General features: G+C 67.7%; 10 protein-coding genes. 6 read left to right on the top strand and 4 right to left on the bottom strand.

The window, feature by feature from the left end; translation table 11 throughout:
• Positions 1–20 precede the first annotated feature (20 nt).
• The gene (locus IEW22_RS07645; RefSeq protein ID WP_188586020.1) at positions 21–1,172 is read right to left on the bottom strand and encodes a lysylphosphatidylglycerol synthase transmembrane domain-containing protein; all 1,152 of its coding nucleotides are present in this window, start codon (positions 1,170–1,172) and stop codon (positions 21–23) included.
• A 224-nt stretch (positions 1,173–1,396) separates the two neighbouring features.
• Here IEW22_RS07645 and IEW22_RS07640 point away from each other — a divergent pair, with 224 nt between their 5' ends.
• Entirely contained in the window at positions 1,397–2,701 is a 1,305-nt protein-coding gene (locus IEW22_RS07640) for an AI-2E family transporter (protein ID WP_188586121.1), read from the top strand.
• A 16-nt stretch (positions 2,702–2,717) separates the two neighbouring features.
• On the opposite strand, the gene IEW22_RS07635 is transcribed toward IEW22_RS07640, so the two are convergent.
• From IEW22_RS07635 to trmB, 3 genes are all read right to left on the bottom strand, one after another.
• On the bottom strand, positions 2,718–5,945 hold the full coding sequence (locus IEW22_RS07635) for an MMPL family transporter (RefSeq protein WP_188586019.1): 3,228 nt from the start codon (positions 5,943–5,945) through the stop codon (positions 2,718–2,720).
• A gap of 187 nt (positions 5,946–6,132) precedes the next feature.
• Complete coding sequence (locus IEW22_RS07630) at positions 6,133–6,855, bottom strand: NYN domain-containing protein (protein ID WP_373284150.1); 723 nt, start codon at positions 6,853–6,855, stop codon at positions 6,133–6,135.
• The gene (gene trmB, locus IEW22_RS07625; RefSeq protein ID WP_373284149.1) at positions 6,852–7,688 is read right to left on the bottom strand and encodes a tRNA (guanosine(46)-N7)-methyltransferase TrmB; all 837 of its coding nucleotides are present in this window, start codon (positions 7,686–7,688) and stop codon (positions 6,852–6,854) included. Before trmB ends, IEW22_RS07630 begins: the two co-directional genes overlap by 4 nt.
• A gap of 79 nt (positions 7,689–7,767) precedes the next feature.
• Between trmB and IEW22_RS07620 the strand changes: the two genes are divergently transcribed.
• The 5 genes from IEW22_RS07620 (at position 7,768) to IEW22_RS07600 (ending at position 14,249) form a co-directional block, all read left to right on the top strand.
• Positions 7,768–8,583 carry a hypothetical protein gene (locus IEW22_RS07620; protein WP_188586018.1) on the top strand — a complete coding sequence of 272 codons (816 nt, stop codon included), beginning with the start codon at positions 7,768–7,770 and terminating at the stop codon, positions 8,581–8,583.
• Positions 8,580–10,169, top strand: coding sequence for a hypothetical protein (locus IEW22_RS07615; RefSeq protein ID WP_188586017.1), 1,590 nt, complete (start codon positions 8,580–8,582; stop codon positions 10,167–10,169). The genes IEW22_RS07620 and IEW22_RS07615 overlap by 4 nt, the downstream gene beginning before the upstream one ends.
• Positions 10,170–10,326: 157 nt before the next feature.
• Entirely contained in the window at positions 10,327–10,794 is a 468-nt protein-coding gene (locus IEW22_RS07610; RefSeq protein WP_188586016.1) for a hypothetical protein, read from the top strand.
• A gap of 180 nt (positions 10,795–10,974) precedes the next feature.
• Positions 10,975–12,798 (top strand): phosphoenolpyruvate carboxykinase (GTP), encoded by a 1,824-nt coding sequence (locus IEW22_RS07605; protein ID WP_188586015.1) that lies wholly within the window; start codon positions 10,975–10,977, stop codon positions 12,796–12,798.
• 80 nt (positions 12,799–12,878) lie between these two features.
• Entirely contained in the window at positions 12,879–14,249 is a 1,371-nt protein-coding gene (locus IEW22_RS07600; RefSeq protein WP_229742289.1) for an MFS transporter, read from the top strand.
• Positions 14,250–14,390: the final 141 nt, after the last annotated feature.

Here is a 14,390-nt window from a genome sequence, read left to right as displayed (position 1 = left end):
CACACCCACGGTACGCCCTGTCAGTCGGATGACCGGGCAGCGGCGTCGCCGGAGTCGGGCGGATCGTCGGTGGCTGCGCCGATGCCGCCGATCCCGTACTCCTCCATCTCCTCCTCGTACTCGGCCATCCCCGACTTGTCGGCGAGGTCGCTGCGGTAGTTGAAGAAGATCACCACCCAGCCCACCGCGGCCACCAGCAGGTAGCTCACGAGGCGATACACCAGCACCGAGGTCACCGCCTGACCGGCGCTCATCCCCGCCGAGGTGAGGGCGGGCACCAGAACCCCGTCGACGACCCCGAGTCCACCCGGCAGCAGCGGGATGGCGGTGCCCACGGCCTTGCCCGCGGCGTAGGCGACCATGAGGCCCGAGATGCTCGGGATGTGGTCGACCGCGGCACAGGCGAACGCCAGACAGGCCACGTCGGCGATCCAGTTGAACAACGACCAGCCGAACGCCGTCGCCGAGTCGCGTCGGGTGAGCTGGACCGCACGCACCTGTTCGATGGTGTCGTGGACACGACGGGCGCCGTAGTCGTCGGGTTTGTCGCGAATGTGGTTGATCCACTTGAGAACTCGTAGTGCCGCCGGGCGGATGGAATCGGGATGGCCGGCGACGTACTGCGCGACGAGTGCGAAGGCGATGAAACCGGCGACCGAGAAGATCACCGAGAACGGGCTGGTCTTGGCTCCGGCCAACAGGGCGCCGCCGAGACCGAGGACCGCGAGTCCCACTGCCATCAGCAGCCCCGACATCACCAGCTGCCATGACGCGACCACCGGCGAGGCACCCCACTTGCGGGAACGGCGGTAGACGAATGCCGGCGCGAGGACCTGACCGCCGGGCATGGTCTGGCTGATCGAGTTGGAGGCCAGCACCACCCGCAACGACTGCCATTGGCTGATCCTGACGCCGGCCGAGCGGAACAGCGCACGTTGCACCTGCGCGAAGCTGTCCATCGATGCCGCGGCGGCGAGGATGCAGGGCAGTAGCCACCACCAGTGCAGGGAGTCCTTGGATCCCCATGCCTCGGTCAACTTGGGCCACACGAGGACGACCTCGACGCCGAGGACCACCACCACCACCGCGAGCGCGGCCCAGCGGAGCCACCAGAACCGGCGCCGTGTGGGGGATGTACCGGACATGTCGCCGTCCGGTACACGAGCAGTCATGTCGGTCACGATAGCGGCCACCACCTGCGCACCGGTTCAGGCCCGCGTCACCGGCGGTTACTGTGACACCTGTGGCTCAGGGGGACGCGCGCGCCGACGCGACGACAGGTGGCGATGAATCGAGTTCGACGCCGGCGGCATCGACGGCGTCGAAGGAGACGACCAGCGATGCAACGGCGGCTGCCGACCGCATCTCCGACGCGATCGGCAGCATCCGTGAGGTGATGACCGGCAGCGATCACGACAGCGATCGCACCAAGGTCCATCCCGTGGTGCGCGCGGCAGCGGAGTGGGCCTGGCGGTTGCTGCTGCTGGTCGCGGCGGTGTACGTGTTCTTCAAAATCCTCCGCGAGTACTCCGAGGTGACGGTGCCGGTGGCGTTGGCCATCCTGGTGGCGGCCTTCCTGGTGCCCTTCGTGGACTGGATGGACCGCCACGGTCTGCCGCGCAGTGTGGCGGTGATCGTGGCGCTGGTTGTGTCGGCGGGTGTCGTGGCCGGGGTGCTGACCTTCGTGGTCGAACAGTTCATCGACGGCCTCCCCGGCCTCACCTCAGAGGTCACCAGCACCATCAACTCGATTCGTGACTGGCTGGTCAACGGCCCCTTGCATTTCCGCGAGGCGCAGATCGGCAACATCTCCGAGGACTTCACCGACTTCCTGAACAAGAACCAGGACAAGGTGACCAACGGCGCGATCGCGACCGCGACCCGGGTCACCGAGATCGCGACCGGCGCACTGATGACCGTCTTCCTGGTCATCTTCTTCACCTACGGCGGCGGCAAGATCTGGGACTTCTGCACGAATCTGGTGCCCAGGGGATCGCGCGAGCGGGTGCGCAACGCCGGCCGCGCGGGCTTCGGCAGCCTCGTCGGCTATGTGCGCGCGACGATCATCGTGGCGCTGGTCGACGCGGTGGGTATCGGGACCGGTCTGGCGATTCTGGGTGTCCCGCTCGCATTGCCGCTGGCGTCACTGGTGTTCATCGGTGCGTTCATCCCGATCGTCGGTGCGCTGGTGACTGGAACGCTGGCGGTGCTGGTCGCGCTGATCACCAAAGGATTTCTCGCCGCGGTCATCGCGACCGCGGTGGTGATCGGCGTGATGCAGCTGGAAAGCCATGTGCTGCAGCCGTTCGTGATGGGCCGATCGGTCCGCGTACATCCGGTCGCGGTGATCCTGGCCATCGCGGCGGGTGTGGTCACCGCGGGGATCGTCGGAGGTCTGCTGGCCGTGCCGCTGGTTGCCTTCTGCAACACATTCGTCAGGTCGGTGCGCGCTCAGCTCGACGCGGAGCAGGGGATCCCCGACCGCGAGGAGTCCGATGAATCCGACGACTCTGACGGGCCCTTCGACGATGTGCCCGCCGATGAGCCGATGTGGGACGACCCGGACGCCCCGGGTGTGCACGGCAACGTCTATCCGCATGACAAGGACGACAGGGCTGACAGCGACGACAGGGCTGGCAAAGACGACCGGGCCGACAGCGACGATAGGGCTGGCAAGGACGGCCGCGACAGCGACGACTGACCGGGGGCGACTGGGGTCAGTCGCGTCGGCGGCTGCGCTGCAGCAGATCCTGGACGCTGATCCGGTTGAGTCCGGTGTCATCGTGACGACCGGACTCGCCCCCGTCGCGGCTGCCGTTGCGGCCCTCGGCGGGAACCGGATCGTGTGACTCCTCGGGGTTCACCGAGGCGGCCAGCGGGCGGTTGTCGTTGCTGGTCCCGATCGTCGGTCGACGGCGCAGGAGATCGTCATCCCGGGAGCCGGTAGATCCGCCGCCGCGTCGATCGTCGAACCGGTCGTCGTCGAACCGATCGTCGGGGCGTTGCGCGGCGAGCGGCTCGTCGGGGCGGGGCCGGGGCGCCGTCACGCGGGGCTGTTCGTGGTTCTGATAGGTCGGCTCGGGTCGGGGCGCCTGCGGTCGCGGGCTATCCGGTTCGACCACGGGGCGGGCGTCTGCCGCCGGTCGCCGTGATGGTGTGGGTTGCCGTGATGGTGTGGGTTGCCGTGATGGTGTGGGTTGTGGTGCGGCAGTGCGTGATTCGGCGGCATCGAGTGCGGCCAACCGGATCCCGGACTCGCCGAGCGACCAGCCGCCGGTGTCGGGGGCTGAGCGGGGGGCGCGCCGGTCGCCGGATGTCGATGCGCCGCGGCCGGTGCCGAAGCGCCCCAGCGACGTCACCGCAGCATCCCCGTTCTTGCCACCCGTCCCGTTTTCGCCACCTGTCCCGTTGTCACTGCGTACTGCGGTGAAACGTGTTGTCGGAGCGGCGCTGGCGCCGGCAGGGCCCTGATCCGTTGAGCCCTGATTCGGCGAGCCTTGATCCGTTGGCGTCTGGTCGACCGCGGGTGTGCCGGCCTGACGCGCCGATGCCGCTCGGCGCTCGGCGCGGGTGGTCTTGCGCGCGGCCGGCGCGGAGACGGTGCGTGCCGGGGTGACCTCAGGAGTCGCGCGGACCCGGAAGTCGCCAGGCGCGCCGGCTCCCACGGTCGCCAGTGCACCGGCTCGCTGCGAGAGCACCCGACCGGCGGGTTCACGGTCGTCGTCGTCATCGAGCGGCGTTTCGCCGAGACCGATCTTCTGCTGGATCACCTTCATCCAGCGCGGTGCCCACCAGCAGTCGTCGCCGAGCAGCTTCATCACCGCGGGCACCAGCAGCATGCGGATGACCGTGGCGTCGATGATGAGTGCGGCGATCATGCCGTAGGCGATGTACTTCATCATCACGATGTCCGACAGGCCGAAGGCCCCGGTGACCACCACCAGGATCGCGGCGGCAGCGGTGATGATGCGCCCGGTCAGCGCGGTGCCTTCGCGGATCGCCTCGGTGGTGGAGGCGCCGCGTGCCCGCGCCTCGACCATCCGGGACAACAGGAACACCTCGTAGTCGGTGGACAAACCGAAGATGATGCAGATGATTAGCACCAGCACCGCCGACATCAGCGGGCCCGGGGTGAAGTTGCCGATGGACGCGCCGTGGCCGTCGATGAAGATCCAGGTGAGGATGCCGAGTGTGGACCCAAGGCCCAGTGCCGACATCAACGCTGCCTTGATGGGCAGCACCACCGACCCGAATATCAGGAACATCAGCACACCGCTCACCAGGATCAGCAGTGCCACCATCAGCGGTAGGTCGTCGATCAGGGCATCGATCGAGTCCTGTGTGAGCGCAGGAGTGCCGGTGACGTACATCCGTAGTCCACCGGTGTCGATCTTGCGCAGCGCCTTCACGGCGTCGGCGGCGTAGTCGTCGTTCACCAGACCCGCCGACATCTCCACGACGTTGTCCTGCGACTTCGCGTCGGCGAGGCTGAACTGCTTGGTGAAGCCCGGCACCTTGTTGGCCTGGTCGGCGATCGACTGCAGTTTGGCGCTGTCGTCGGCGTTGTTGGGGTCGTAGACGATCACCAGGTTCACCGCGTTGGTGCGCTCGGCGGGGAAGTAGGTGTCGAAGTGCTGTTGGGCCAGGCGGGTCGGGTTGTCCGGCGGCAGATACTTCTCGGTGATCCCGCCGAACTTGATCCCGCTGAACGGGATGATCAGCACGAGCAGCAGCAGGATCGTGGGGATCGCGAACTTCAACGGATGCCGCATCACCAGATCGGCCCAGCGACCCCAGAACGAGTGCTCGATCTCCTCGCGGGACTTCGTGCGGCGCAGGAATTTGAAACCGAGCATGTCGATGCGTTTGCCGAGAATGCCCAGGATCGCCGGCAGCACCGTCACCGACAGCAGCGCGGCGAGCGCCACGGAGAACATCGCGCCGTAGGCCACCGACTTGAGGAATCCCTGCGGGAACAGCAGCAGACAGGCCAGCGCCGCGACGATGATCGTGGCCGAGAACGCCACGGTCTGACCCGAGGTCATCACGGTTCTTCGGACCGCATCGGGCGTACTTCGGCCCTCGGCGAGTTCCTCACGGAAACGGCTGACGATGAACAGGCCGTAGTCGATGGCGATGCCCAGGCCGATCAGCGTGATCACCGACTGCGCGAAGACGTTGATCTCGGTGATCTGGGCGAGGATCGTCATGATGCCCAGCGATCCGGCGATCGTCAGACCGCCGATGAGCACTGGAAGGCAGGCGGCGATCACACCGCCGAAGATGAAGAACAGCATCACCGCGACCAGCGGCAGCGCGATCACCTCGGCGCGGCGCACGTCTTCGTCCATGCCGTTGCTCATCGCGCTGGCGACCGGTTGCAGGCCGGCGAGTTCGAACGTCGTGCCCGGCAAGCCGTAGCGCTCGTCGATGTTGTCGAAGAACGGTTCGACCTTCTTGAAGTCGTTCAGGACGGTCGTGTCGTCGTTGCCTTTGATTCCGATCGACAGGAATGCGTGTTCTCGGGAGGCGTCGAAGGTGTGTTCGCGGATCTGTTTGAGCGTTTCGCGGCCGAGTGCGTTGTCGGCGACCTGCTGGTAGGGGTCGATCAGCCCGGGATCACTGCGGTTGACCACGTCGGGGTGCGCGGCGATCAGATCGTCGACGAATTTCTCGATCTTCGCGCCGAACGCCGGGTCGTCGACCTTGGTGCCCGCCGGTGGGGTGATGAGCAGGATGACGTCGGACTGATGGTCGCGGCCGAAGGTGTTGTCGGCGAGCTGGGCGCCCTCCGAGGACTGCGAACCCGGATCGAACCAGCCGCTCTGCGACAGGTGTTTGCCCAGACCGAGACCGTAGATGCCGAGTCCGGCCATCAGGGCGATCATCACGACGATGACGGCGTAGCGCATTCGGTAGACGAATGTGCCCAGAGCTCGGAACACCTGTAATCCTTTCTTGCCGACGAGAGCGCGAAGCGACGACCCAACACGGGCTTATAGGGCGCACTGTCGCCTACGAGTGTGCCTGTTCATCTCATCCCGCCGCACTTCACCGTAGGCGCTGACGTCCGATTGGTCCTTGTTGACCGTCGATGACCTGCGGCGATGTGAATGCGCACCGCCCGCGAGGTCAGTGCGGGCGCGAGGACAGCAGGGCCGACAGCGGCCGGAACGGCGCGAGCCAGGCACCCTCGTCGGGAAGCGAGTCGAGGCTGATGCGCGGCAGCGGCTCGCGGAAGACGCCGGGGATCTCCTCGAGGTCCACGAAATCGAGGAGATCCGAGGACAGCGCCCAGGCGGCGTGTTCGCGGAAGCCGATCACCTGGACCGGTGTGCCGTCGGCGGCCACCTCCTCCAGCGGCTCGCGGAACGCCTGTCCGTCGGCCGAGGCGACGATCAGCCCGGCCAGTCCCACCGTATGTCGGCGCAGCTCGATGTGATCGAGCATGTCGGCGTCGACGTCACTGTCGTCGCTGGTCTTGGGTTTGGCGAAGACTGCGAAACCCACGTTGCGCAATGCCTCCACCCACGGGCGCACGACGTCGGCCGATCCGGAGGCGATGTTGGTGAAGACGGTCGCCTCGGGCTCGATCGTCTGCTCGGGATCGTGGTCGGGCGGGGTCCACGACTCGGAGATGTCGGCGGTGCGAGCGAGCAGCCAGCGACCCAGCGCATCGAAACGCGGCCGATAGGCCGAGGTGGGCCGACCGCCCAGGATGGCGCCGAGCCCCATGTCGAGATTGGGGGCGTCCCAGATCAGCAGCACCCGCGCGGCGGGTGAGGTGCCCGAGATGGCCTGCGCCACGCCGCCGTCGGAGGCGGCGGTACTGGTCGAGGGGGCGGAGTTGCTCACGGCCGGCCCCCGCTGTCGGCGCCGATGGATGCCCGCGGGCGTCGGCGGTAGACGAATTCGGTGACGCTGCGGCCCTCGTCGGCAGCGCGGCCCTCGAACTTGGTGGTCGGCCGACTCAGGCTGAATCCGATGCGCTCGGCGTCGACCTCGCCGGACTCGTCGGCGACCGGGACGAGGACGTCCTGATCGGCGAGCATCTCGGCGATCCACTCGGCGTAGTCGGCGTGGTCGGTGGCGATGTGCAGACCGCCTCCGTCGTTGAGCACATCGGCCATCAGGGCCAGCGTGCCGGGCTGGATGAGTCGGCGTTTGTGGTGGCGAGCCTTCGGCCACGGGTCGGGGAAGAACACCCGGATGCCGTCGAGCGAGGCCGGTGCGAGCAGCTCGCGCAACACCACCACGGCATCGCCGCGGATCACACGCACATTGTGCAGGTCGGCGCGGTCGATGAGACCGAGCAGTTGGGCGATCCCGGGCCGGTAGACCTCGACAGCGATCACGTCGATCTCGGGTTCGGCCTGTGCCATCGCGGCCGTAGCGGTGCCGGTGCCGCTGCCGATCTCGAGCACGACCGGCGCGGAGCGGCCGAACCAGTCGGCGGGGTCGATCGGTTCGCCGGAGTCCTCGGCTGTCCCCACGTCGCGGCCCATGGTCGGCCACAGGCGGTCCCAGTTGCGTGTCTGGGCCGGCGTCAGGGTCCCGCGCCGCGACCGGAAGCTGGTCACGCGCGGATACAGCCGTGCGCGGTCCTGCGCCGTCAGCAGGTCGCCGTCGAGATCGTCGTCACGGTCGCCGGTGGCACGGTCGCCCGGGTGGGCCTGCACATTGTTCACCCCACCATGGTCGCACGACCGATCGACAGACCTGCTGTTCCGCTGTGACGACCGATGAGGGAGGCCCTATTCTGCTGCCGTGCCCGCCATCACGACCGAGCCTCCGATCGCCTCCGACGATCCGGTCCTCGATCATCTGACCGACGACGATCGCACGTCCGTGCTCGACGCGCTGCGCCGCCACACCGAGCCGATGCGGATCGCCGTCGTCGGACGCGAGCGCACCGGTCGTGACACCGTTGCCAGGGCCGTCCGCGAGCGATTCCACGTCTCGCCCATCGGGCCGGGCGACGACGATGCCGGCGACGCAGACGCGTGGATCTACGTCCTCGTCTCCGGTGTGCGCCAGGAGGACCGCGAGGCCATCTCCCGCCTGCCCGCCGACCGGACGGTGGTGGTGCTGTCCAAGGCCGACACCCTGGGCTCCTGGGAGGAGGCGCGGGCGGTGGCGCGTCGGTGCGAGGCGGTGGTGCGTCGGCCGGTACTCGCGCTGATGCCACTGTTGGCCACCGCACTGTTGCGCGACGACGAGTTCTTCTTCCTGAGGTCACTGGCCGCCGAGGGGGAACAGATGCCGTCGATGGCCGGGGAGTTCCTCACCGGAGGCAGTGATGAACGCGCGGTGCGCACCCGGCTGCTTCGTCGGCTCGACCAGTTCGGGATCGATCTGGCGCTGACGGTGCTCGCCTCGGCTCCTGAGGTCGACGCGACCCGGCTGGCCGAACTGCTCCGCGGGGTGAGCGGTATCGATGAGCTCGCCGAATTGCTCAGCGGTCTGGAGGAGCCCGTTCTCGCGTTGCGCGAGGACAGACTCCGACGCACGCTTGACCGCATCGCCGCCACCGACACCGGTGCCCGTGAGGCGATCGAGGAACTGCTGGCGGAGTGGTCATGACCGTCACATCGCAGGCCCAGACAACATCTCAGGACCCGACGACGTCACAGGACCCGACCGACGCTGCGGGACCCGATCCCGCCGCCGATCCGTTGGCCTCGGCGGCGCAGCTCACCGGAATCGATCCGGCGCGCTGGACGGTAGCGCCGCCGCAGGTCGCGATCGTCGGGGCGCCCGGCGCCGGTGGTAGGACCCTGCTCGAGGCGATGAACGACCTCGACCCCGACACCCCCGTCCGGCTGTGGGGCGGATCCGAGCCCGCATGTGCGGGAATCGTGCTCATCGACCCGGCGTCGGCGATCGGTTACACCGAGCGGGCCGCTGTGGACGCGATGCGGCAGTCGTTCGGCGTGGTCGCGCTGGTGTGCACCAAGATCGACGCGTTCTGGGACTGGCCTTCTGCGCTGCGGGAGGCACGAGACGACCTCGACCCCACCGGTTCGATGGCGCTGTTCGCCACCTCGTCGGCAGCGGCGCTGGCCGGGGCGCCCGAGGAGTCCGGCATCGGCGAGCTGCTCGCCTGGGTGCACGCCCACACCGACGCCGACGAGCAGCTGCGGCTCGAGAGGGTGCGTGCCGGGGCGCTCGACGCGGCGCTCGACCGGATGGCCATCGACGTCGAACGCGCCGCGAGCGCTGATCCCGAGGAGCAGATTGGCCCGATGCGGCGTGAGCGCAGCCGGTTGCTCGCACTGCGCGACCAGAGTCGTGGCGACCGGGTCGGGGTGCTGCGCAGCGGGCTGACCGACCTGAGAGCCGGTGTGCGAACCGCACTCGACGAGGGGGTGAACGAGATCTCCGAGGCGGCCCGCAGCGGTGATTTCGGTCGGGCCGTGCGCATCGACCACCACGATCGCAGGGGTGACGATCACAGGGGTCATGACGATCACGAGCAGGTGCCGGCCGCCGAGCGGATGGCCTGGATGCGTGAACAGGCAGACGCCCTGGCGATCCATCTCGCTGACGTCCACCACGGTCAGGTCGCGCAGCTGCGGACCACCGCGCTGCTCGGGTTGGAGGATTCCGCACCCGCGGGGCTGCCGCGTCCGGCCCCGGCCCGGGTGGAGATCCCCGAGCCGCCGCGCCGCCGACGTCGCGCCGAGGACCTCATCGTGGTGCTGCTCGGCATCTCGGTGGGACTGGGCCTGGGTCGTCTGCTGGGCGGACTGGTCGCCGATGCGGCCGACACCGGCGTCCCGGGCCTGCGGTGGATCGGCATGCCGGTGATGCTCGTCGTCGGACTGGTCATCGCGATCTGGGTGATCCGCGTGCGTCGTGCGTCGGCGGCCCGAGCGGCGACCCAGACATGGACGGAGCAGGCGCTCGCGGCGGTACGCACCGGCCTCGAGCGTGACCTCACCGACCGGACGAATGCCGCCGACGCCGCCCTGACCAGCCGGCTCAACCGGCTCACCGCGCGTCAGGATCGTCGTATCGCCGGACAGCTCGCCGAGATCGACAACGCCGCACGTGCGGTGCTCGCGCGTTCGGAGCGGGCCGCCCGCCGACGCGATGAGATCCTGCCCCGGGCGGCGCAGGTCAAGGACGCACTCGAGGAGCACCGCGAGAAATTGGGACCCGCATGAACTGCGCGGCAACCGGTGCCGATGCTCGCCGGACGCGCGCACCGAGGGCGGGTGTGATGGCTGGTCGCGCACATGACACCATGGGGCCACGTCACGGCTCGGCGGTACCCATGATCTGGGGATTCGGTGGGTCGTCGGACTTCTCCGGATACGCGCGATGATGGATTTCGGGTTCGGTGCATTCGGTTTCGGTTCATTCGACGGCGATCTGCCGTCGGGCGGGTACACCGATGCCGGCGGACACCAGCCGACGGATCACGGAGAAGTCGATCATCACCGGGCGGACCGTCTCGGCGACGATCTGGTCCCCGGCGTTGCGGCACAGGATGATCATCTGTGGCTGGCGAACGGTGACCGACTGTGGGATCTCGGCCCTGCCGACGTCGACCTCGACGGCGACGGGGTGGCGGATTCGATCACCACGATCGGGTCCAGGGAAATGACGACATACAGCGACATCGATCGCAGCGGATGGGTCGGGCGGATCACCCGCGTGGACGTCGGCGGGGAGGTGAGCGTCCACACACGGGTCGGACATGCCCCGACCCCGGATGCGCGAGGTGCGGACGCGGCGACCCCATCCGCAGACGAGTGGATCCGCACACGTGGCGGACGGCTCGATTAGGTGGAAATCTCAATCAGCCGTCGCACTTGTCGGGTCTGAACGTCCTGGTCATCCCCTATGCGTAGTGTGATCGGTCACTACCACTGCCACCATGTCTGATATTCCACTGTCCCCGTTAAACTGTAGGTAACCGGCGGTGGTGAGGGATTCACCCTTCGGCGGTAGACCGAGGAGAACACAATGACTTCAGCGACGATTCCAGGGTTGGACTCCGACAGCGCGCCCACCACCCATCGCGAGCTGCTCGCCTGGGTGTCCGAGGTGGCCGAGCTCACCCAGCCAGACCGTGTGGTGTGGTCCGACGGCAGCGACGAGGAGTGGCAGCGCCTCACCTCGCAGCTCGTCGATGCGGGCACCCTCATCAAGCTCAATCCCGAGCTCAAGCCCAACTCATTCCTGGCCCGCTCCGATCCGGCCGATGTGGCGCGCGTGGAGTCGCGCACCTTCATCTGCTCGAAGACCGAAGAGGACGCCGGACCCACCAACAACTGGGTCGACCCCGACGAGATGCGCTCGACGATGACCGAGCTGTACCGCGGCTCGATGCGCGGGCGCACCATGTTCGTGGTGCCCTTCTGCATGGGTCCGCTCGGCGCCGACGACCCAAAGCTCGGTGTGGAGATCACCGACTCCGAGTACGTGGTGCTGTCGATGCGGATCATGACCCGCGTGGGCGCACCGGTGCTCGAGAAGCTCGGCACCGACGGCTTCTTCGTGAAGGCGCTGCACTCGGTGGGTGCTCCGTTGGAGCCCGGTCAGGCCGACGTGCCGTGGCCGTGCAACCCGGACAAGTACATCGTCCAGTTCCCCGAGACCCGCGAGATCTGGTCGTACGGATCGGGCTACGGCGGCAACGCCCTGCTGGGTAAGAAGTGCTACGCGCTGCGTATCGCCTCGGCGATGGCCCACGACGAGGGCTGGCTGGCCGAGCACATGCTGATCCTCAAGCTGATCAGTCCCGAGGACAAGAACTACTACATGACCGCGGCCTTCCCGAGTGCCTGCGGCAAGACCAACCTCGCGATGATCCGCCCCACCATCCCCGGCTGGCGCGCGGAGACCGTCGGCGACGACATCGCCTGGATGAAGTTCGGCGACGACGGACAGCTCTACGCGGTGAACCCGGAGAACGGCTTCTTCGGTGTGGCGCCGGGTACCAACTACAAGTCGAACCCGAATGCGATGAAGACGCTGGAGGCCGGCAACACCATCTACACCAACGTCGCGCTGACCGACGACGGCGACGTGTGGTGGGAGGGCCTCGAAGGCGACCCGCAGCATCTCATCGACTGGCAGGGCAACGAGTGGACGCCTGATTCGGATACCCCTGCGGCACATCCGAACTCGCGCTACTGCGTGCCGATCGACCAGTGCCCGAGCGTTGCCGACGAGTGGGATGACCCGAAGGGTGTGCCGGTGTCGGCGATCCTGTTCGGTGGACGTCGCAAGACCACCGTTCCGCTGGTGACCGAGGCGCGCGACTGGAATCACGGCGTGTTCATGGGCGCCACGGTGGGCTCCGAGCAGACCGCTGCCGCCGAGGGCACGGTCGGCACCGTCCGACGCGACCCGATGGCGATGCTGCCGTTCCTGGGCTACAACGTGGGCGACTACTTCCAGCACTGGATCAACATCGGCAAGAACGCCGACTCGACCAAGCTGCCGTCGGTGTACTTCGTGAATTGGTTCCGTCGCGGTGCCGACGGGCGCTTCCTGTGGCCCGGATTCGGCGAGAACAGCCGTGTGCTCGAGTGGATCGTCGATCGCATCGAGAACCGTGCGGGCGGCAAGGACACCCCGATCGGTGTGGTCGCACGTCCGGAGGATCTCGATCTCGACGGACTCGACACCCCGGTCGAGGACGTTGCCGCAGCGCTGGAGGTCCGCCCCGAGGAGTGGCGTCAGGAGTTGCCGCTCATCGAGGAGTGGTTCGACTTCGTCGGCGATCGTCTGCCCTCGGGCCTCAAGGATGAACTGTCCTCTCTGCGTGAGCGTCTGAGCTGAGCAACAGGGTCCGGGGAGGGCACAGCACTCCTGCGGATCCCGGTGGAAGCGCCCGTCGGCCAGATGGCTGGCGGGCACTTTTGCTGGGCCGCTATGTGGGCACCGCCGCGGTCATCGCCGGCGGTGTCCTGCTGTATGCCACCAACGTTTTCGTCACCACCGCACTGCTGCCCACGGCGATCGGCGACATCGGTGGGGAGAGCTTCTACGCGTGGACGTCCACGGTGTTCCTGGTCGCCTCGGTGGTCTCGTCGATGCTGGTCGCACGTGTCTTCGCGGCGTTCGGTGCGCGTGGGGCCTACCTGATCGCCTTCGGCGTATTCGGGGCCGGCAGCGTGGTGTGCGCCTTCGCGCCGACGATGGGAGTGCTGCTCGCGGGGCGTCTGCTGCAGGGCGCCGGGGGTGGGGTGCTGGCCGGACTCGCCTACACCGTGATCAACGCGGTTCTGCCACAACAACTGTGGACTCGCGGCACCTCGCTGGTGTCGGCGATGTGGGGCGTGGGCACGTTCGTGGGGCCCACCATCGGCGGTCTGTTCGCCCAGATCGGTCAGTGGCGCTGGGCATTCGGTGCGCTGGCGATCATGGCGGCTGCCGAATCGGTGCTCGTGGTGCTCGTACTCCCGAATGCTCGCGCTCGTGCAGCGACAGCACGTGACCGATTCCCGTTGTGGCCGTTGGTGATGATGACGGCCGCGGCACTTCTGGTCAGCGTCGCCAGCGTGGTCGACCAGCTCACGCTGACCATCGGGCTGATGGTGATCGCGGTGCTGGCGATGGTCGGTTTCGTTCTCGTGGACCGGCGCGGTCCCGCTCGCGTACTGCCGTCGTCGACGTACAGCGCCTCGCGGCTGAAATGGATCTATCTGCTGATCGGCTTCGTGGCCGTCGCGGCGGCCACCGAGACGTTCGCGCCGTTCTTCGGTCAGGAACTCGGCGGATTGTCTGATCTGGCTGCCGGATTCCTCGGCGCCGCACTGGCAGTGGGCTGGACGGTGGCCCAGATCGCCTCGGCCGAAGCCGATTCCACCACGTCGATGGTGCCCATCGTGCGGGTCGGGACGCTGTTGATCGTGGCCGGTGCGGTGGTCGTCGGGTGTTCGGTGGCAGCGCAGGCCGGGATGGGCCGCGTGGTCATCTGGGGCATCGGACTGGCGATCATCGGCATGGGTATCGGTTCGACATGGCCACATCTGGCGGTGGCGACCATGCGCAGCGCGGCGGACTCCGGTGAAGGCGCTCAGGCGTCGGCGGCGATCAACACCGTTCAGCTCATCGCCGAGGCGGTCGGTGCCGCGATCGCCGGCGTACTGGTCAACGCCGGCCTGCCCGACGAGGTCGCCGCCGCCCGCTGGCTCTTCTTCGGATTCGCGATACTCGGAGTCGTCGCTGTCGGTATCGCGTGGAGTTCTGCCGTGACGGTGCGGCCGGGGCGCGAAGATGCGCGCTGAACTGGTTGCGTGGTTGTGAACTGGTTGCGCGGTTGTGAACTGGTCGCGTTTGGCTGAACTGGTTGCGCGTGTGAACTGGTTGCGTGTGTGTATACGCAACCAGTTCTGGTGAACGCATCCTGTGCAATGGGTGCGTATGAC

Source organism: Gordonia jinhuaensis (genome assembly GCF_014639795.1).
In the GTDB taxonomy this organism is placed as follows: domain Bacteria; phylum Actinomycetota; class Actinomycetes; order Mycobacteriales; family Mycobacteriaceae; genus Gordonia_B; species Gordonia_B jinhuaensis.
This window is presented reverse-complemented; position numbering and strand designations above follow the sequence as displayed.

What these genes read in the sequence shown, in the direction of transcription:
- IEW22_RS07645 (WP_188586020.1), bottom strand. Translation starts at nt 1,172, where the DNA reads ATGACTGCTCGTGTACCGGACGGCGACATGTCCGGTACATCCCCCACA.
- IEW22_RS07640 (WP_188586121.1), top strand. Translation starts at nt 1,397, where the DNA reads ATGACCGGCAGCGATCACGACAGCGATCGCACCAAGGTCCATCCCGTG.
- IEW22_RS07615 (WP_188586017.1), top strand. Translation starts at nt 8,580, where the DNA reads ATGACCGTCACATCGCAGGCCCAGACAACATCTCAGGACCCGACGACG.
- IEW22_RS07610 (WP_188586016.1), top strand. Translation starts at nt 10,327, where the DNA reads ATGATGGATTTCGGGTTCGGTGCATTCGGTTTCGGTTCATTCGACGGC.
- IEW22_RS07605 (WP_188586015.1), top strand. Translation starts at nt 10,975, where the DNA reads ATGACTTCAGCGACGATTCCAGGGTTGGACTCCGACAGCGCGCCCACC.